At 61.4% G+C, this 18,850-nt stretch carries 17 protein-coding genes and 1 pseudogene; 12 read left to right on the plus strand and 6 right to left on the minus strand.

Annotated elements, in window-relative coordinates; all coding sequences use genetic code 11:
* Positions 1 to 5: 5 nt before the first annotated feature.
* From DFR67_RS21545 to DFR67_RS21555, 3 genes are all read right to left on the minus strand, one after another.
* The gene (locus DFR67_RS21545) at positions 6 to 998 is read right to left on the minus strand and encodes a MarR family winged helix-turn-helix transcriptional regulator (RefSeq protein ID WP_245938076.1); all 993 of its coding nucleotides are present in this window, start codon (positions 996 to 998) and stop codon (positions 6 to 8) included.
* 121 nt (positions 999 to 1,119) lie between these two features.
* On the minus strand, positions 1,120 to 2,586 hold the full coding sequence (locus tag DFR67_RS21550; protein ID WP_110471529.1) for an FAD-dependent oxidoreductase: 1,467 nt from the start codon (positions 2,584 to 2,586) through the stop codon (positions 1,120 to 1,122).
* 99 nt (positions 2,587 to 2,685) lie between these two features.
* Entirely contained in the window at positions 2,686 to 3,933 is a 1,248-nt protein-coding gene (locus tag DFR67_RS21555) for an NADH:flavin oxidoreductase (protein ID WP_110471530.1), read from the minus strand.
* A 158-nt stretch (positions 3,934 to 4,091) separates the two neighbouring features.
* Between DFR67_RS21555 and DFR67_RS21560 the strand changes: the two genes are divergently transcribed.
* Positions 4,092 to 4,700 (plus strand): TetR/AcrR family transcriptional regulator, encoded by a 609-nt coding sequence (locus DFR67_RS21560; RefSeq protein WP_084836765.1) that lies wholly within the window; start codon positions 4,092 to 4,094, stop codon positions 4,698 to 4,700.
* 25 nt (positions 4,701 to 4,725) lie between these two features.
* Here the strand turns inward: DFR67_RS21560 and DFR67_RS21565 are convergent, their stop codons facing one another.
* The 3 genes from DFR67_RS21565 to DFR67_RS21575 form a co-directional block, all read right to left on the minus strand.
* A complete protein-coding gene (locus DFR67_RS21565; RefSeq protein WP_110471531.1) occupies positions 4,726 to 5,592 on the minus strand; it encodes a TIGR03619 family F420-dependent LLM class oxidoreductase in 867 nt (288 codons plus the stop codon).
* On the minus strand, positions 5,592 to 7,595 hold the full coding sequence (locus DFR67_RS21570; RefSeq protein WP_110471532.1) for a flavin-containing monooxygenase: 2,004 nt from the start codon (positions 7,593 to 7,595) through the stop codon (positions 5,592 to 5,594). The genes DFR67_RS21565 and DFR67_RS21570 overlap by 1 nt, the downstream gene beginning before the upstream one ends.
* Positions 7,596 to 7,761: 166 nt before the next feature.
* Positions 7,762 to 8,151 (minus strand): nuclear transport factor 2 family protein, encoded by a 390-nt coding sequence (locus DFR67_RS21575; protein ID WP_110471533.1) that lies wholly within the window; start codon positions 8,149 to 8,151, stop codon positions 7,762 to 7,764.
* Positions 8,152 to 8,432: 281 nt separating this feature from the next.
* Between DFR67_RS21575 and DFR67_RS21580 the strand changes: the two genes are divergently transcribed.
* The 11 genes and pseudogenes from DFR67_RS21580 to DFR67_RS21630 all read left to right on the plus strand — a co-directional run.
* Complete coding sequence (locus DFR67_RS21580) at positions 8,433 to 8,978, plus strand: flavin reductase family protein (protein ID WP_110471572.1); 546 nt, start codon at positions 8,433 to 8,435, stop codon at positions 8,976 to 8,978.
* 4 nt (positions 8,979 to 8,982) lie between these two features.
* The gene (locus DFR67_RS21585; RefSeq protein ID WP_110471534.1) at positions 8,983 to 9,255 is read left to right on the plus strand and encodes a hypothetical protein; all 273 of its coding nucleotides are present in this window, start codon (positions 8,983 to 8,985) and stop codon (positions 9,253 to 9,255) included.
* Between the two features lie 82 nt (positions 9,256 to 9,337).
* Positions 9,338 to 10,201, plus strand: a complete 864-nt coding sequence (locus tag DFR67_RS21590; protein WP_110471535.1) for an alpha/beta fold hydrolase — start codon at positions 9,338 to 9,340, stop codon at positions 10,199 to 10,201.
* A gap of 98 nt (positions 10,202 to 10,299) precedes the next feature.
* On the plus strand, positions 10,300 to 11,205 hold the full coding sequence (locus tag DFR67_RS21595; protein WP_281268361.1) for an acetaldehyde dehydrogenase (acetylating): 906 nt from the start codon (positions 10,300 to 10,302) through the stop codon (positions 11,203 to 11,205).
* Positions 11,202 to 12,278: a 4-hydroxy-2-oxovalerate aldolase gene (gene dmpG / locus DFR67_RS21600; RefSeq protein ID WP_110471537.1), complete on the plus strand. Its 1,077-nt coding sequence runs from the start codon at positions 11,202 to 11,204 to the stop codon at positions 12,276 to 12,278. Before DFR67_RS21595 ends, dmpG begins: the two co-directional genes overlap by 4 nt.
* 17 nt (positions 12,279 to 12,295) lie before the next feature.
* A complete protein-coding gene (locus tag DFR67_RS21605) occupies positions 12,296 to 13,390 on the plus strand; it encodes a 3,4-dihydroxy-2-butanone-4-phosphate synthase (protein ID WP_110471538.1) in 1,095 nt (364 codons plus the stop codon).
* A 55-nt stretch (positions 13,391 to 13,445) separates the two neighbouring features.
* The gene (locus tag DFR67_RS21610; protein WP_110471573.1) at positions 13,446 to 14,255 is read left to right on the plus strand and encodes a 2-keto-4-pentenoate hydratase; all 810 of its coding nucleotides are present in this window, start codon (positions 13,446 to 13,448) and stop codon (positions 14,253 to 14,255) included.
* A 74-nt stretch (positions 14,256 to 14,329) separates the two neighbouring features.
* Entirely contained in the window at positions 14,330 to 15,904 is a 1,575-nt protein-coding gene (locus DFR67_RS21615) for an FAD-binding protein (RefSeq protein ID WP_110471539.1), read from the plus strand.
* A 96-nt stretch (positions 15,905 to 16,000) separates the two neighbouring features.
* A complete protein-coding gene (locus DFR67_RS21620; protein WP_110471540.1) occupies positions 16,001 to 16,804 on the plus strand; it encodes a MaoC/PaaZ C-terminal domain-containing protein in 804 nt (267 codons plus the stop codon).
* 351 nt (positions 16,805 to 17,155) lie between these two features.
* On the plus strand, positions 17,156 to 18,664 hold the full coding sequence (locus tag DFR67_RS21625; protein ID WP_110471541.1) for an MFS transporter: 1,509 nt from the start codon (positions 17,156 to 17,158) through the stop codon (positions 18,662 to 18,664).
* A 12-nt stretch (positions 18,665 to 18,676) separates the two neighbouring features.
* Positions 18,677 to 18,748: pseudogene (locus DFR67_RS21630) on the plus strand (Bax inhibitor-1/YccA family membrane protein); the annotation flags it as partial.
* Positions 18,749 to 18,850: the final 102 nt, after the last annotated feature.

Raw genomic sequence — 18,850 nt, forward strand, 5'->3', positions numbered from 1 at the left:
CCTGGTCACAGGTAACGTCCGGCGGCGACGTCGGCAGTCCTTAGCACGTCATCGAGGTATCTTTCGGTCAGTTCCGAGTACCGGCGGCCGACCTGTTTTTCAATGTCAGAGAACAGCTTTCGGAGGTCATCGAGTCGGGCTGTCTGAGACCTGACGAGCAGATCAATCCCCGCCGGCGTCGCGGTGAGCTGTTTGCTTCGTCTATCGGCCCCATTCGGCTCACGTCTTATGAGACCCTGTTCGTCCAGTGTGCTCACTGCCCTCGACGCCGCTGACTGTTCGAGGTCGAGTCGGCTGGCGAGATCGGAAATCGTAGTCGGGCTGAACTTTTGGATATCGGCAAGGGCAAAATACTGCGACGGCGTCAATGTGACCTCGACGGCCCGCAGCACATCCTCGAAATTGGCTCGACCCACCAGATACACGATTTCTGCAATTGATGCGGTACAACGGGCAGCCTCGCTCTTGGCGATAGGTGCTTGCCTCGGATGTGGAGTCGCGTCGAGGTCGCTCGAATCGAAATCGACCAGATCGGGGCCGGCATGCGCCTCCATGACCGGCGTCAGCCGGGTGCTCGCGCACTGCAGCCACTCAGTGAGAGTTTCGACGTCCTCGTGATTCCAGGTATCCAGTGGTCGCTGCAATTCCGCCTTCCAGGACATCTGCCACCGATGCATCAGGGCGTCGCCGGAGTCGGAAAGCTTCAGCACGACCTGTCGGCGGTCGTCGGTGCCCCGTGCTTTGATGACGAAGCCTTGACGAACAAGGGCTGCCACAGTGCGACTCGATTGTGTCGAGTCCGTTCGTAGTGCCTTCGCAAGTTCGTTCGCCCCGCGCGGCCCCCGCGCAAGGACGTTAAGTGTCTCGATACCCGACCGCGGTAGCAGGAGACCGGTGGCTGTTTCGAACCGGCGGCGAGCGGCATTGCTGTGTGATGAGTACATGAACAGGTTGATCATCCGCAACAGGGCGGCCTCGAGTGAAGTGTCATGCGGCACGTGGTGATGTTACGTCGATCCAGCGACACGTAGGAACAGCGCTGTCGTCGGCTGACGGTACGTGATGATCTCAGGCAGACGTAGTAGCACGTGTGGTCTGCAGTTCAACTCCGAGCACAGTTCATCGGGCGGCTGCACGCTTTCCGGCCCGGCGCCCGAAAAAGCTGCTGTCTCCCAAGCTGGCTCCGCTTGCGTACCCACCTGCGCACACACCCGAGGTGCACCGTCCGGCTGCGAACAATCCTGGTATAGGTTCTCCCGACACGTGCAGGACCTCGGCATCCACTGTTGTTTTGAGGCCGCCGAGGGTGAAACCACCGGTCATACCCCGCAGATCGTAGGCGGCGATCGGGGTGGTGATCGGGGTGAGCCACTCCGACTTCTTGGAGAACACCGGGTCGGAGCCCGATGCTGCGTGGTGGTTGAAAAGCTCAACTGTCGACTGCAGTGATCCTTTCGGCAAGCCGATTTCGTTCTCGAGCTCTTCTACGCTCTCACATACCCACTTGGGAGTTCCTCGCATGATCGCGCTGGTCGACTCTGTCTGCAGGGCCTTTTCATACAACAATTCGTCGATGATCAGAAATGCGTCACCGCCCTGGTGGAGTAGGGTTTCCTGTGCGATGCGTCCCGGGTAGGTGTCCTCGTTGATGTAGCGCTGGCCTCGTCCATTGACGAGAATTCCTCTCGCCATCAGTTGCGGGTCGCAGAAGATGGCAACCTCGGTGGCATCCATGTGGGCTGTCGCGGCGCCGATCGCCTGGCTCATCAGGATTGCCCTGCCGTCATGGCTTTCGATCGACGCCGCGGGACGACCTTCAATTCGGGGTGCGTGGTCACGGAGCATGGTGTCGTCGTAGGCAAAACTGCCGGTGGCCAGAACTACGCCGCGTCGGGCCTTGATCGCAATACTCACCCCGTACTGGCGGACAGTCAGGCCCACGACGCGATTGTTCTCGTCGATGACCAGGGCTTGGACGCGAGAGTCGTATAGGGTTCGCGCGCCAAGGGCCTCCGCTGTCTCGATCAGCGGCTTCATCAACATGTAACCGCCGGCCTGCTCGCCGTCGTCAGATGCGGACTTGCGTGGGAGATGGCCGCGTGGCGCGGGTGGGATCACCTTGTTGAAGGGTGCCGAGTTCTCGCCGCCTGAGTACATGAGACCTTCGCTGTGAGGAGGCTCCCATCCCGGCTCACCCCAGAACGATTCATCGAAGACCACGCCAGCGTCGATGAGCCAGTTGAAGTGGTCGACGCTGCCGTCGCAGTACGCGTCGATCTTGGCATCGTCGACACCTGGCCCGAGCGCGGCCTTCATGAACGCCTTCATGTTCTCCGCCGAATCGTCAAATCCCAGCGCATTCTGTAGGGGGGTGCCGCCTCCGAGGTAGATGAAGCCACCCGACATCGCCGCCGCGCCGCCTGCGCCGCCAAGACGTTCCAGTACCAGCACATCAGCGCCGGCGCGAGCGGCCTCGATGGCGGCTGTGGCGCCCGCGATGCCGAAACCTGCCACCAGTACGTCGGATTCATACGACCAGGTGTCGATCGATGACGCCTTGACCGGGATGAGCGTGGGATCTGGCATGGGGGCCTCCTAGACGTAGTTTCACAAGTAACGCATCGCAGTCACGGGACCGGCCACTGTTGATCCCTGTCACCGGGAGGCCCGGTTTTTTCGAACGCGCTAGCCGGCGAAACCGAGGGGGGTGGCCACGTCGGACGGCTCGGACGGCGCGTCCTGCGGGGTCAGTTGGTTCTCGGGTCGCAGCACGCACCTGGTATTGGTGAAGATGGTGACCATGCACTTGTTGTTGTGATTGCACAACGACCGGGTACCGGAGTCTTCCGCGATCCGGTTGATCAGGTCGGGCTCGCGAAGCAAGGCTCGACCCATGGCCACGAAGTCGAAACCGGCCGCCATGGCCTCGTCCATTGTCTGTCGATTGGTGACGCCGCCCAGCAGGATCATGGGCATCGATACAGCGGATCGGATCTGCTGGGCGTCGGCCATGAGGTAGCCATCCGCGTAGGGATATTCACGCAGAACGTGTTTGCCGATGAGCTTGACGCCGGTTCGGACCGGTTGCGGAAGCGCAGCCGCGAACTCGTTGACCGGCGAGTCGCCCTTGAAGAGATACATCGGGTTGAGCAGAGAGCTTCCAGCCGTCATCTCGAGCGCATCTGCGCTGCCGGCCTTTTCGATCCACTGTGCGACCTGCATTGCTTCGTCGATCCAGAACCCACCGGGCACACCGTCGTCCATGTTCAATTTCACGACGATCCCGAGTTGGTCCTGTGCAACGTCGCGGACGGCGTCGAGGATTCGTAGTCCGAACCGAGCGCGATTGTTGAGGGAGCCGCCGTAATCGTCTTTTCGGTGGTTGATGTTGGGGCTGAGGAATGAGCTGGCGAGATAGTTGTGGCCCAGGTGAACTTCTACTGCGTCGAATCCTGTTTCTATCGCCATGCGTGCAGCAGCGGCATGGGCCTTTATCACGCGCTCGATATCGTCTATGGAAGCCGCGGCCACGATCCGCAGGAATTGCATGTTGAAGTAGCGGCTCGGCGACAGTGGTTTCGTGCGGGTCGCCTTGCCGTTGTTCACCGGGCCGGAGTGACCGATCTGCGCCGAGATGGCGGCTCCTTCGGCGTGCACAGCGTCGGTCAATCTCCTCAGGCCGGGTATCGCCTCGGGCCGCCACAGGATCTGGTGCTGATCGATTCGTCCGTCAGGGGTGACGGCGCAATAGGCGACCGTCGTCATCCCGACGCCGCCGCGTGCGTGTTCTACATGGAAGTCAATGAGTTGGTCGGTGACCAAGCCATTCCTGGCCATGTTCTCGTAGGTGGCTGCCTTGAGCGTGCGGTTTCGCAAGCGCACAGGACCAAGTGCGGCCGGCGCGAGCACGTCGGGGTGTTCAATGCGTGACATGGGGACTTCCTTACGGTCGAATTGAGCGGGCTGACGCTCGTGTCACATTGTGCCATGTAGGCATAGTGTGCCGGATGGGTTTCTGTGAACAGGGTTGGACTGAAGACGCGTCCGGGTGGCTATCCTCATGTGCCGCACATCGACGACCGGGAGCATCCATGACACCTTCGCGACAAACGCTGACCGAGCGGCGCGCTGAAGAGCTCCGGCTGACGATCTCCGAGGCCGCTTTCTCCATGTTCGTCGCCGACGGGAACACGTCGGCGACGGTGGGGCAAATCTGCCGTGCGGTGGGAGTTGCGCCCAGAACGTTCTATCGCCACTTCGAGGTGAAAGAAGACGTCGTCCGACCGATCTTCGCGAAGAGTTCGAGCGCGATCGTGTCGGCGCTCGATGAGACCGGGCCGGAGGTCAGTCTGCTCGACGGGCTGGTCGATGCGTTCTTGTCCGAGATGGACGGGTCCACGATGACGACCGAGCTGCGTACATTCCTGGGTCTGATGCTGACGACGCCGGCCTACAAGATGCGCTGGCTGGAGGTCGATCCACCGCTACGAATGGCTGTCGTAGGTCTGCTTGCACGCCATCTCGATCTGAACTCAGATCCTTACCTCCACCTGCTGGCAGCGGACCTCATCGTGCACGCGGCCCGAGATGCCTACCAACACTGGGTCACTTCGCAAGAACGGGAAACCACCGAAGACCTACTTCACCGGAGTTTCGGCCTCGTGTTGGCCGGTCTCGAACATGCCCTGGCGACGGGGTAGGCGCCGGTTTCGGCTCGCAGTCGGCTCAACCCTCGTGCGCTGCGGTCAGGTCGTACATGCGTGCAAGAACATCCAGTTGATCGCAATAGTGATTTGCTGATGACGCGATGATGCTCGCGCCGATCACTGTTGCCCCAGCTTCGATTGACTGATCGATATGCCGCCTGCACCGGTCGGCATCGCCGATCGGGTCGAGTCCGCCTACGGACAGCACGACCTCAAAACCTGACGGAAGGTCCTTGGTGCCGAGAAGATGTACGAGTTCCTCGACGGACAGGCCGAATGGCACCCATCCATCTGCAAGCTCGACTGCCCTGCTCAACGAGCGTGCCGAACGGCCACCGATCCAGAAAGGAACGTGGGACTGCATCGCATGCGGATCGAGAACAACGTCGGAGAACTCAAAGAAGTCCCCACTGTACTGAGGTTCCGCGGTCGAGATGGCGGCGCGCAAGGCAGCCAGAGCGTCGTCGGCCCGCTTGCCACGGTCGGCGAAAGGGACGGCCAGTAGCTCGAACTCCTCCTGAAGTGAACCGACGCCCAGACCGAGGATCAAGCGACCTGAGCTCACGACATCCAGCGTCCCGTAGCGCTTGGCAATCTCCAACGGATGGTGATAGCCAAGGACGAGTACTTGAGTGGCGAGCCTGATGCGCTCGGTTCGTGCTGCCAGAAAGCCGAGCGTGGCCAACGGATCCCAGTAGGTCCCGCCGCGCGCTACCGCGATCTCGACGGGAACAGCGACGTGCTCACTGCAGGTGAAATGATGAAACCCCAAGTGGTCTGCAGCCGAGGCGATCTGCGCGAGCTCGGTGATCCCCGCTTTCGTCTCCCATGTACTGTGAGCTCCCGGGAACCGGGTCACCACGGGAGCGGTGATCCCGATTCGCATCATTCGGCGCGGCGGCTGGTGTACACCAGGTCGTCGGTGTTCGGTTCTCGCAGCATCGTCCAGTAGTCGACGAGTCGCCACGGGCAGGGAACGATAGGGCGGCCCTGCTGATTGCGGTAGTACCCGGTCACTCCTTCGCCCGGATGAGCCCAGACCGTCTTGTCGAGTGATTCGTCGACCCGCTCGTTGTAAGCGGCAAGGGCTTCGGGTTTGACGTCGACCGATGACATGTTGTTCTCCACCAGGTACTGGAGGTTCTCGATAATGTAGTGGACGTGTTCCTCGCTGGTGATATTGTGCCCCGCACCATGATTCGGTGCAGCATTTGGTCCCGCAGTGACGAACAGGTTCGGGAAGCCCGCGACCTGGATGCCGAGATAGGCGCGCGGGTCGTTTCCGCCATCCCATCGGTCGCTCAGCTTTTCGCCGTTTCGCCCGGTGATGTCGATGAACGATGCATATTCGACCTTGAATCCGGTCGCAAGCACGATGATGTCGGCCTCCACGAACTCGCCGTCGCTCAAGGTCACCCCGTTGGGTTGCACCGAAGTCGGAGATGCGCGGTGGAGCGACACGTGGTCACGCTTGAGGGCCTCGAGAAAGCCTGGATCCTTCACGATGCGCTTGGCATATGGTCGGACGGTCGGCGTCATCTTCTCTTTGAGATCCGGGCGGTCGGGAAACGTCTGATCGAGATACCGCAGAGACACCTGCATCACCCGGTCGTTGAGGGCGGAAACAGACAAATGCGTTGCTGCCCAATCCGGGTCGATGCGCGGCATCATGTATAAGTTGTCAGACGCCAGCCAGTAGGCCTTGAGCCGGAACCAGTTCTGGAAGTATGGAAGATGCTTCATCGCCCACTTTTCACCGGATGGAACATCGTTCACCACCGACTTCTCGGGCACGATCCAGTGCGGACTACGCACCACCGCGGCGAGGGCTGCCACGTCATCAACGATGTTGGCGACCAGTTGCACTGCAGTGCAACCGGTGCCGATCACCACTACTCGCTTATCGGTCAGATCGAGTTCCGGATCCCACTCCGCGGTGTGGATCACGGTGCCGTCGAAGGTATCGAGACCGGGGATGTCCGGAACGTTGATGGAGTTCAGAACGCCCAGGGCGGTGACCACCGCGGCCGCGCGATGATGCTGAATTCGCCCGTCGGCACCTCTTGTGACCACTGTCCATTTCTGTTCCGCCTCATCCCAGTCGGCCGACAGCACCGACGTTGACAGTTCGATGTTCTTGATGAGGTCATATTTTTCGGCGACGGCATGCATGTACTCGAGGTACTCCGGGCCGGTGGGGTAGTACCTCGACCAGTTCGGGTTCAACTCAAAGGAATACGAGTAGTAATGGCTGGGAGTGTCCACTGCCGCGCCGGGGTAGATATTGCGCGACCAGGTACCACCGATATCGTCGCGGGCTTCGAACACCTTGTATCCGAACCCGGCCGCATCCAGTTTGACGGCTGCGTTGAGTCCGATCATTCCGGCGCCGATCACGATCACATCGAGGTCGGCAGGTGGAGTCTTGGTGACCGGTACGCGTCGCCGGCCCAGTTCGAAGCCACCCTGCTCCAGGAGGATCGGGATGAATTCGTCGTCCACCTCGCTGACGGTGCACAGTGCCGCCATCCTACGAAAGAGGCCGGGTTCCGGAACTCCTAATCTTGGGGTCACGTCAGTGGTGAGCACCTCGTGAGCACGCTTGCGGATCGCTACGACGACGTCGGTCGGAAACTCTCCTGGCAGGACGACCGCGGCATCGCTGGAAGCACCGTAATGGGTCTTCGCGGTCTCGCCGGCGGAGGCGCTCCGAGAGTCGGCGAGTATGTCCTCGAACTCGTCGAGCAGGGCAAGGTCACCGGTGACGTGGACCATCGACATCAACAATGCACCTGGCTCGGCCTGGTCGATGGCTGCTCTCAGGTCTTCGGCAGTCACCTCGACCTCCTCGTCGATGGTCGAGTCGGTGACGGTGGACAGCGTGCTCATTGACTTCCCTTCTGAATGGCGGACAACGTCCGGGTCTCGAAACGCTGTCCGGTGCGATACGCGGATCCGTTCACCTCATCGAACCCGTGCAGTCGGGGATAGAGAGGTGCCCATTCAGTGGACCCTTCTCGCTGGTGGTCTTCGTGCGATCCGAGGTCGGTCGACCTCAATCCATGCGCACGTCCTCGGGTGACCAATATGCCTTGGCCGAGCTGATCAGGCCGTCCGTGGTGAAGGTCATGACATCCAGAGGCTCGATCTCAACGACGCCGTCGGGAGTGTGTGTCCGCACTCGGAAGTGGAAGGCTGCAGAGTCGCCACAGTGACGAAAGTTGAGAAGCTCGGTGTCCCGCTGGGACTGGGTGAGCGGAGCAAAGAACGCCGCGATCGCGTCTTTGCCGCGCACGGGTTCGGATCCCACAGGATCTTCGACGGTGGCGTCATCGGTGTACAGGGCCGCGATCTGAGATGGCGAGGTTGCCTCCGCGATTGCCTCGAGGTATCTGCTCACAGTTGAAAGCGCGGTGTCACGAGAGATCTGTGTGGACTGGGTCATGAGCAGAAAGTACGAGTTCGTGACGATGCTGAAAACTGTGACTCCTACTCAGCGGACACCGGAGCCACATCGAGCGTTGACGACGGAATGGGTACTGTCCTGCGCGTCGATGGCTTGATCTCACTTCGACTCCCGTCCAGTGGGAAAGGGGACGCCGCCTCGCTGGCGCGCTGGATAGCCTCTATGTGGGCGACGAGAACTAGGTGGGCGATATATGCGATCGCCTCGTGACCAATGATCGGTACCGCTGAAGACGAGCGGCTGCGGAAGGTGTGAGTGAGATGCGAGACGCGATGACCAATGAAGTTGTCGACACGTTCGACTCCCGCGAAATGCGAGATATTATGGGTCACTTCGCAACCGGGGTGGTGGCAATTACCGGAGTCGACCGTGAGACGGATGCTCCGGTGGGTCTTGCTGCGAACTCGTTCACGTCGGTGTCGCTGGATCCGCCACTCATAGCGTTCTGTGTTGCACGGACAAGTTCGTCGTGGCCGCGGATCCGCACCGCTGAAAGGTACGTCGTCAACATTCTCTCGGATGCACAGGAGGGGGTGTGTCGTAGCCTCGCGGCGCGCGGCGGTGACAAGTTTGCAAATTTGTCCTGGTCGCCCTCACCGTCTGGTGCCCCAGTACTCGAGAATGGGCTCGCGTGGCTCGAGGTTGAACTCGATGCCGAACACGACGCCGGCGACCACGTCATCGTGGTGTCCCGAGTACGGCACATCCATGTCAGTGAGCATTCGCCGCTGATCTTCTACAAGGGCAAGTACGGTCGGGTGGAGCATTTCCCTCTTGGCGACGACATCACGACGATCGGCGTGTGAAACGATGACGATGCAACCGCTCAACTGTGATTCGTGTGGGTTGGCCGTAACTGTGGAGAAGTTCAGCGACGCGCATACCTCGATCCAATGGCTGGCCGACGCCGCAGCGTGCCCGTTCGCGGCCGCCCGAGGTCATGTCCTCGCCGGCGACCACAGCTGCCCCGAATTGCGTCGTAGCATCGATGTCGCGGTGCGCGAGAACACCCTCTCGGAGAGTCGGATCGAACTCCCCACCGGGGCCGCGATACCGCGGATGGCCCGCGGCGCAGGCTGCTGACGGCGCGATCTGGTCGGATAGTTCGGTCCGCTGGATGGGAACGGCGGTGTGGCGCGGCCCATCTCGATGCCAAGCTCAATCCATGACCACAATCGAAACTGGAAAGCAGGCCCCCAAAGAGCTGCGTACACCATCGGGTGTGCTTCGTTACTACGAGCGCGGTGAGGGGCCTCCGTTGCTGTTGCTGCACGGCTCGGGTCCTGGTGTCACCGGTTGGCGCAATTTCGCCGGTAACTTCGGCGAGTTCGCCGCTCGCCACCGGACATTCATTCTGGAGTTTCCCGGGTTCGGTGTCAGCGATGATTTCGGTGGTCATCCGATGCTGACGGCCCAGCGGGCCGTGATCGAGTTTCTCGACGGACTGGGTCTGGACAAGGTGGCGGTCGTCGGTAACTCCATGGGGGGAGTCGTCGGTGTCTCACTGGCGATCAATCATCCTGAGCGGGTCAGCAAACTGGTCACGATCGGTGGGATCGGTACAAGTCTGTTCAGCCCCGGGCCCGGCGAGGGCATCAAGCTGCTCATGGAGTTCACCGACAATCCGACTCGGGAAAAGCTCACGCAGTGGCTCAATTCGATGGTCTACGACCCCCGGATGGTCACCGAGCAATTGGTCGAGGACCGGTGGACGCAGGCAACTGAGCCGGCAACGTTGGAAAGTGCTCGAAAGATGTATGGTTCGGCGGCATTTGGTCAGATGATCAAAGCGGCGGCGGACTCGACGGAGCCGCCACTGTGGTCGAAGTTCAACCAGATCAAGGTTCCTGTGCTGGTGACATGGGGACGTGACGACCGTGTGAGCCCCCTCGACATGGCCATCATTCCGATGCGGACGCTGCCGCAGGGAGAATTGCATGTCTTTCCGAACTGCGGTCATTGGGTCATGATCGAGCAGAAGGCCGCGTTCGAATCTGCAGTCCTGGCGTTCCTCGGCCGGGAGAACTGACGGCTGACTTGAGGTACTCATGACTTGGCGATTGGGCTCATCTCTGCTCCCGATGGATGGGAAGTCATCTCGGACCCGGTGACGCATACTGTCAGGCTTTGACCATGGAACCCATCAACGCCGCGATTGTCGGACCGGGAAACATCGGAACCGACTTGTTGGCCAAACTCGAGAGACTCGAGTCGATCTCTGTTCAATATGTCGTCGGGGTCGTCGAGTCCGACGGCCTGGAACGGGCACGAGCCAAGGGAGTCGCTGCCTCGGCCGGCGGAGTGGACTGGTTGCTACAGCAGAGCCCGCTTCCCGAGATCGTCTTCGAGGCGACGTCGGCGAAGGCGCATGTGCTGAATGCGCCGCGATACGCGGAGTTGAACATTCAGGCGGTCGACCTCACGCCTGCGCACATCGGACCGATGGTCTGCCCGCCGGTGAACCTTACCCAGCACATCGAGGCGCCCAATGTCTCGATGATCACCTGCGGTGGGCAGGCGACCATCCCGATGGTGCATGCGGTGTCCCGGGTGACTCCGGTGCCCTATGCCGAGATCGTCGCGTCGGTGGCCTCTCGCGGCGCAGGGCCGGGTACTCGCGCCAACATCGATGAGTTCACCCAGACGACCGGCAAGGCGGTATCCGAAGTCGGAGGCGCCGAGCGTGGACGGGCAATCATCATTCTGAACCCGATGGAGCCGCCGATGATCATGCGAGACACCGTTTACTGCATGATCAATGCTGATGCCGATCGCCAAGCGATCACAGAGTCGGTGCACCGCATGGTCGCCGAGGTGCAGTCCTACGTGCCCGGTTACGAACTGCGCGCCGACCCGCAGTTCGACGACCCGAAAGAAGGGTGGGACGGACACGGCCGCGTCGCCATCTTCCTGGAGGTCGAGGGCAACGGTGACTACCTGCCCAAGTACGCAGGAAACCTGGACATCATGACCGCGGCAGCAGCGCGGGTCGGCGACGCGATCGCCCGCAACCGGATCGGAGTATCAGCATGAGCAAGCCGGCACTACGTGACGACGTTCGCATCGTCGACACCACACTGCGCGACGGAAGCCACGCACAATCACACCAGTTCACCGAAACGCAGGTACGCGACACCGTCCGCGCCCTCGACGGGGCGGGCGTGGAGATCATCGAGGTCACACACGGGGACGGGCTCGGCGGGTCGACCTTCAACTACGGGTTCTCTCGAACCAGTGACCTGGAACTGGTCCAGGCCGCGGCCGAGACCGCCGGGCAGGCAAAGATTGCCGTCCTGCTGGTCCCCGGTATCGGTACCGCAGAGGATCTCCGGAAGGCGGCCGACCGCGGTGCCCAGGTCGTCCGGATCGCCACCCATTGCACCGAAGCCGACGTTTCGCTGCAGCACTTCGAGATTGCGCGCAAGCTGGGCATGGAGACGTGCGGCTTCCTGATGATGGCGCACCGGACCAGTCCGGAGAATCTCGCCAAACAGGCCCGCCTGATGGTCGATGCCGGCTGCCAGGTGCCGTACGTGACTGACTCGGCTGGTGCGTTGCTGATGCACGAGGCCAAAGATCGTTTCGACGCCTTGATCGCTGAAGTGGGGGACGAGGCCTGGGTGGGCTATCACGGCCACCAGAACATGAGCCTCGGAGTCGCGAACTCGGTCATTGCCTACCAGTCAGGGGTCCGCTACATCGACGGCTCGTTGTGCGCGCTCGGCGCCGGAGCCGGCAACACCCCGACCGAACTCGTTGCCGCAGTCTTCGATCGAATGAACATCACGACCGGGCTCGACGTGATGGCTGCGCTCGACGCCGCTGAGACCGTTGTCAAGCCGTACCTCAACCGGTGGCCGAAAATTGATCGCAATGCGATAGTCCAGGGTTGGGTCGGCGTGTACTCGAGTTTTCTGCTCCACGCGGAAGCTGCTGGTGCCCGCTATGGAGTGCCGGTCCACGAGATCCTTCGCCGTTGCGGTGAGTTGGGCTACGTCGGTGGACAAGAGGACATGATCATCGACGTCGCGATCCAACTCGCCAAGACCACGGGCCCGGTGACCGAGCCGTCTACGGCCGCGGTCGCAGACCTCGTCGCCGGCTGATCACGGAGAGGAAACACATGACGTCGACACCGCAGGGCCCGGCCTTGGCTGACTCCAGGCGGAACGAACTGCTGCTTTCGTTCCGCCAGAGTGGCATGGCCATCGTGATTGACGGAGTTGGCGAGTCCTTCAGGGCGGATCTGGTGGCGCCGGCAGAAACGGTCGACGGTCGCCAAGTGGCCAAAATGATCGAGTATTCGTCGGGCCTGGTGTGTGCGGCGGTAACCGACTCGCACGCCGCACGATTGGAGCTGCCGGACATACCGACGGCGTCGAACAAAGGTGACGCGAACCGACGGTTCAGTGTCGCGGTCGACGCCGCCGACGGGGTGACCACGGGAATATCGGCACGAGACCGAGCCCTTACACTCGGCGTGCTCGCGAGCACAGATTCGCGACCGGCGGACCTCACCAGGCCCGGTCATGTGATGGTCCTGCGTGCCGATCCCGCGGGGCGCGGGCAGGCGGCCGCAGCCTTGCGGTTATGCCATCTGGCAAGTCTGCCACGGGTTGCTGCCATCGCGCCGCTGATGTTCGACGAAAACGATCAGATCGCGAATAGGGAACATACGCAGATGCTGGCCGCGATCCTTGAGATACCGGTCATCGACAGCGCAGACACCCGATGGAATGCGACGGCGCACGGCACCCAAGGTGAGTGGAAGCTTTCCGTATTCGATGCCGACTGCGATGTGGTGTGTGTGCGCGCATTCGGGCGGCTGGAGGGTGACGCCGTTCCGCTGATCGGCATCCGCGGTCGTTGTCTGGACAGCGAGGTGGGCGGCTCAGCTGCGTGCCGGTGTGGGCTCGAAGCCGCGGCGTGGACGCGTACGGTCGAGCAGCACGGTGCCGGAGCAATTCTGGTCTATCGCGACCGGTATCAGCGGTGCGTCGACAGGCCGGCGGCCGAGCTCGCCCGGATGCGGTTCGAGCAGACGAAAGTACTCGCGCGCATGCTGGGTATATATCGATATCGGATCTTTGGTCCTCTGGTCGGCGGGGGCACGCAACCGGCCGCCTACCGCGGCCCCAGGTCGGCGAACTCGACGGTGATGTCCGACCTCATGGACTTCACCGATGGATCTGATCCCTACATTCAGCGTGCGGTCTGATGCGGCCCGCGTCGCTGCACTAGGCATCACCCGACACCATTCAGAAAGTGAGCCGATCATCGACGATCAGCGTAGGCAACAAGTAGCAGAGCTGCTGGCGCATGCCGAACAGACTCGAAAGCCCATCGAACCGTTAGTGATCGGGTTTCCCGGAATCGACGTCGTGGACGCGTACGAGATCCAGTTGCTGGGCATCCGCCGGCGAGTGGCGGGTGGAGCAAGAGTTGTAGGGCACAAAGTCGGATTGTCCTCGAAAGTCATGCAAGACATGATGAATGTCGATGAGCCCGACTACGGGCACTTGCTCGATGACATGATGCTCACCGAAGCCGACCCGATCCGAACGAGTGCATACTGTGCTCCACGAGTCGAATTCGAGGTGGCATTCATCTTGGGTGAAGACTTGCCTGGTGAAGGATGCACGGAAAACGATGTCGTTCGCGCGACGCGCGCGATTGTTCCGAGCATCGAGTTGATCGATAGCCGTATCAGGGACTGGCAGATCAAGATCGAGGACACCATAGCCGACAATGCGTCGTCAGCCGGAGTTGTTCTCGGCACGAAGCGAATTGACCCCAGCACCGTGGATTTGACCAACATCGATGTACAGGTGCACGTCACCGGCGCGGGCGCCACTGCGCCACGGCGATTTCTCGCCGATGGGCGGTCTGATGCGGTGCTCGGAAACCCCGCGACCTCGGTCGCGTGGTTGGCGAACAAGGTGTCGGCCTTCGGCGTCGCGCTGCGTGCCGGAGATGTTGTGCTGCCAGGATCGCTGACAAGGGCGATCGATGTCCATCCCGGAGAGACATTTACCGCGGTGTTCGGTCGCGGCCTGGGACAGGTCACCGCGACGTTTTCGTGAAGTAGATAGTCCGCCCACCGTGCGGACAGGCCCGGCCTGTGCCGGGTTCGACAAGCAAACGAAGGAGCCAGCCGGTGAATTGGAACGAAGAAGTCGATGTGATCATCGCGGGATCTGGGGGAGTACTGGCGGGCGCCTACACCGCAGCACGTGAGGGTCTCGACGTGGCGGTATTCGAAGCGAGCGACAAGTTCGGTGGTACCACGGCCTATTCTGGTGGAGGAATGTGGTTTCCGTGCAATCCTGTCTTGAAGCGTGCCGGCGTCGATGACACTGTCGAAGACGCGCTTACCTACTACCAGTCGGTAGTAGGAGACCGGACCCCGAAGGACATCCAGGAAGCGTTTGTGCGGGGCGGTGCTCCGCTTGTCGAGTACTTGGAGCAAGACGCGAACATCGAATTCGCGTTGCTCCCGTGGCCCGACTACTACGGGAAGGCACCGAAGGCCAAAACCGACGGTATGCGTCACATGACCGCCGCGCCACTGACCGCGGAAGAGGTTGGTAGCCTCCGTGACTCGCTACGACCGCCGCTGGACACGGACCGCTTGGGGGCTCCACTTCCCGAATCGCTCATCGGTGGACAGGCTCTGATAGCACGTCTCGTCATGGCAATTTCTGCATACCCGAATGCGTCGCTTCACCTGAACTCGTCCCTCGTCGAGTTGGTCGTCGAGGACGGCGCGGTCACCGGAGCGGTCGTCGAGCGCGACGGGCAGCGGATCGCGGTTCGCGCGCGTCGTGGCGTGGTGCTCGGTACCGGCGGATTCGAGGCAAACGATCAGATGCGCAAGACATTCGGCGTGCCCGGCTCAGCCGATGACACCATGGGCGTCCCCACCAATACCGGACTGGGACTGCGGGCCGCCATTGCAGCGGGGGCAGATGTGGACCTGGTGGATCAGGCATGGTGGTCGCCGGGAATCACGCATCCAGACGGACGTTCGACGTTCTCGTTGTGGATCACGGGCGGTATCTTCGTCGATAGCAACGGGGAGCGGTTCGTCAATGAGTCCGGGCCCTACGATCGGATAGGCAGGACTGCTCTCGGTGCACTCGCAGAAGGCAACCTGGGTCTTCCCTACTGGATCATTTTCGATGACCGCGAGGGCGAAGTCCCTCCGATCAAGTCGACAAGCGTGACCATGGTCGAAGCAGAGAAATTCGTTTCCGAAGGGTTGTGGCACTCAGCCGACACCCTCGAGGAACTTGCCGAGAAGATCGGCGTGCCCAGTAACAGTCTGGCGGCCACGGTCGCGCGATACAACGGGTTCGTGGCCGCTGGAGTCGACCTCGATTACGGCCGTGGCGACGAGGCCTATGACCGTGCATTTTTCGGCGGACACTCACCGATGGTTCCGATCGAGCGTGGCCCCTTTCACGCTGCCGCGCTCGGCCTGTCTGACCTGGGCACCAAGGGCGGTATTCGAACCGATGCTGTGGGCCGGGCGCTTGACCGGTCGGGCGCCCCGATCGCCGGTCTTTATGCGAGCGGCAATACGATGGCCGCGCCCAGCGGCGAAGCGTATCCCGCCGGTGGCAATCCGATCGCCACTTCGATGCTCTTCAGTCACCTGGCCGTACAAGACATTGCGAAAGCAGATCGCGCTCTGCGCGCGATCGACAATGACTCGGCTATCTCGAGCTGACCAAGGCCGAGTTGACGGGATGACGGTGGCTGGTGAGCGAGTGCCTGGAGCGTCCCTCGCTCAGAAATGTGTGCCCACAATTCAAGGAAGGCGCTGATGACCAGCTCAACGGCGGACACCTGGTTAGGCCGCGACCTGGGTTCGCGAGAAGTTTCATGGGACGAACGCGATGCAATCTTGTTCGCACTCGCGGTGGGGGCGCGTCCGGATCAGCTGGACTTGGTCTTCGAGCGAGATCTTCGGGTGCTGCCGACCTTTGGTCTGAGCCTGGCGCAATGGGCACCGGATGCGCTCGGTGAAACCGGCGCATTCGACGTACGTCAGGCACTTCACGGTTCGCAACGTCTGAAAGTCCATGCGCCGCTGGCTCCCGCAGGTGCTGCGACGTTGGCGGCAACGGTTACGGGCGTATGGGACAAGGGGCGCGCCGCAGTCTTCGACGTCATGGTGAGTTGCGAATACTTCGACGCGACATGGTCGATCTTCGCGCCTGGTCGAGGTGGCTTCGGCGGGGATCGAGGCCCGGCCGTGATTCCCCCCGCAGACTCCGAGCCGGTCACAACGCAGTCCGTTCTGATACCAGAAAACGCCGCACTACTATACCGCCTGTCGGGGGATCGCCATCTCATCCATGTCGATCCCGTGGCAGCACAAGCAATCGGGCAACCCCGTCCCATCCTGCACGGCCTGGCTACGCTGTCGGCCGCCACACTGGTGTTGGCCGATTTGGCAGGCACTCACCCCGCAGATCTCGTGGAACTCGAGGGCCGCTTCAGCGCTGTTGTATTTCCAGGCGAGGTCGTCCAAATCGCGAGTTCTTCCAATGGCAACTTCGAGGTCAGCACAGATCGGGGCATCGCGATAGACCGCGGGCGTGTTCATTTCGAAGACCGGACGTGAATCGGTTCTGAACTGATCCCGTCCCAACGCCCCCGACTGACCCAGTTCGCGGTGATTCATCCGGCGATGTCGCATCGGCGACAACAACTGGTGTCTTCGTCGAGTCGACTCCTGAAAACGTTGCGTGAATACCTGTTGCCTCTGGAGTGGACCACAAGTCACGTCGTTCGATCGAGCTGATCCGCCTACGTACGACCACTTTGCGGCGTTCTGCTGCCGGATCGGAATCGATCGTTCGAGATGATTCCCGCTTAGCGGGAGCGTAAGTAGCGGCATATCTTGCACGCGGTGTGTGGTGGGTCACCACAATTTCTCGTGCCTTCCGTGGGTACGACTCGAAAGGAATGCCCAATGAGTGTTGATTCGCCGAGCGCTCCGGCGCCGGACGTGGACGAACGAGGTTGGTCGTTACGTCTGGTGTTGTCGCTGATCTCTTTTGTGCTGGTGCTCGAGGTTCTGTCGATGAGCTACATCATGGTGGCGACGACGATCCCCTTGATTTCCGTCGAGTTCGGGACCACTCAGGGTGCGTGGATGCTCGCGTCGGTGCTGCTTGTCGGTTCAGTAATAAGCCCCGTTGTCGGCAAACTTGCTGACACACACGGCAAGCGCCGACTGCTGCTCGTCTGCATCGGTTTCACGATCGTCGGATCAGTGATCTCCGCGCTGGCGCCCAATTACACGGTGATGCTTGCGGGTCGCATTCTGTCCGGCTTTTTCATCGCCACGTTGTTCTTGAGCTACTCCCTCATCCGAGATGTGTTCCCTTCGAAAATCGTTCCGTTGGCCGTTGCCATCGCGACAAGCGGGATGGGGCTCATCACGGTTCCGCTGCCGTTCTTCTCCGGTTGGTTGATCGATTCGTTCGGATTCCGCAGTGTCTTCTGGGTCATTGGCGGAATTCTTGTCGTGTCTGCCGGTCTCATCGTCGTGACGACGCCGGAATCGCCCGTTCGTCTGCGCTCGCGTATCGATCCGATCGGTGCCGTGTTGCTCGGCGGTGGCGTTGGCGGCGTTCTCGTGGCAATCAGCTTCGGCGATACCTGGGGCTGGAGTGCCGGTTCTACGTTGGCCTACATGTTCGGTGGTATCGCGCTGTTGGTCGCTTGGGTGGCCTCCGCTCGCGTCATACGTGAACCTCTTGTCGATCTCGCTCTGTTCGGCCAGCGACCGGTCATCTTCACCGCCATTTCTGCAGGCTTTTGCTACGCCATATCTGCGCTGGTCGCCGTGGTCCTTCCCACCATGGTGATGACACCCCTGATACCGGGAATGGATCTGGGCTACGGGTTCGGTGCCGACGCTGAGGGCGTCGCGCTCTACCAGGCGCCGCTGGGTGCAGCGGGCGTGGTGGCTGGTGTCGTTGTCGGGGTACTCGTGGGCCGAAACGTCAAGCCTCGCCTTACGATGATCGCCGGCATGACCCTGTTCATTTTTGGTGGTGTGCTGATGGCCTACGCGCACGATACGAAGTTGTCTGTCTTCCTGATCGCGACCATCATAGGCCTGGCGACAGGTACGGGCTACGCGTCGATTCCGAACCTGCAGATCGTCTCCGTTCCACCGCAATTGCAGGCCTCCACGGCAAGTATGGTTGCGGTCTTCCAGAGTATGTTCGCTGCGATCCTTCCGGTCATCGCCTTCAGCGTCATGAACTCGCATGTCGCGCTCGAGGTCGAAGGCGCTGTCATCTACAACAATGACGCGATCATCTACGGGTGGCTGATCGTCGCGGTGGCGGGTGCCCTCGGCGCCGTTGCCGCAATTCTGCTGCCCCGCAACATCAAGCAAATCAATGTGGCAGCTGATCAGGAAGCAGTCATTGTTCCGACCAACGCGGCACCGCTCGCGAGGTCCTAGATCCCGAGCTACGGCCTGACCGTCACCCTGGTCTGGCTGTATGTCGAGATCCTGCGCCTGCTGAGCTACTTCAACTCGGACTAGCGATCGAACCAGAAGAGCCCGCGACCATTCGGTCGCGGGCTCTTTTGTTTGGTTCAGGTTCAGTTCAGGCGTTCGAGGACCATGGCCATGCCTTGTCCGCCG

It is taken from the genome of Williamsia limnetica (assembly GCF_003217475.1).
GTDB classification, from domain to species: domain Bacteria; phylum Actinomycetota; class Actinomycetes; order Mycobacteriales; family Mycobacteriaceae; genus Williamsia; species Williamsia limnetica.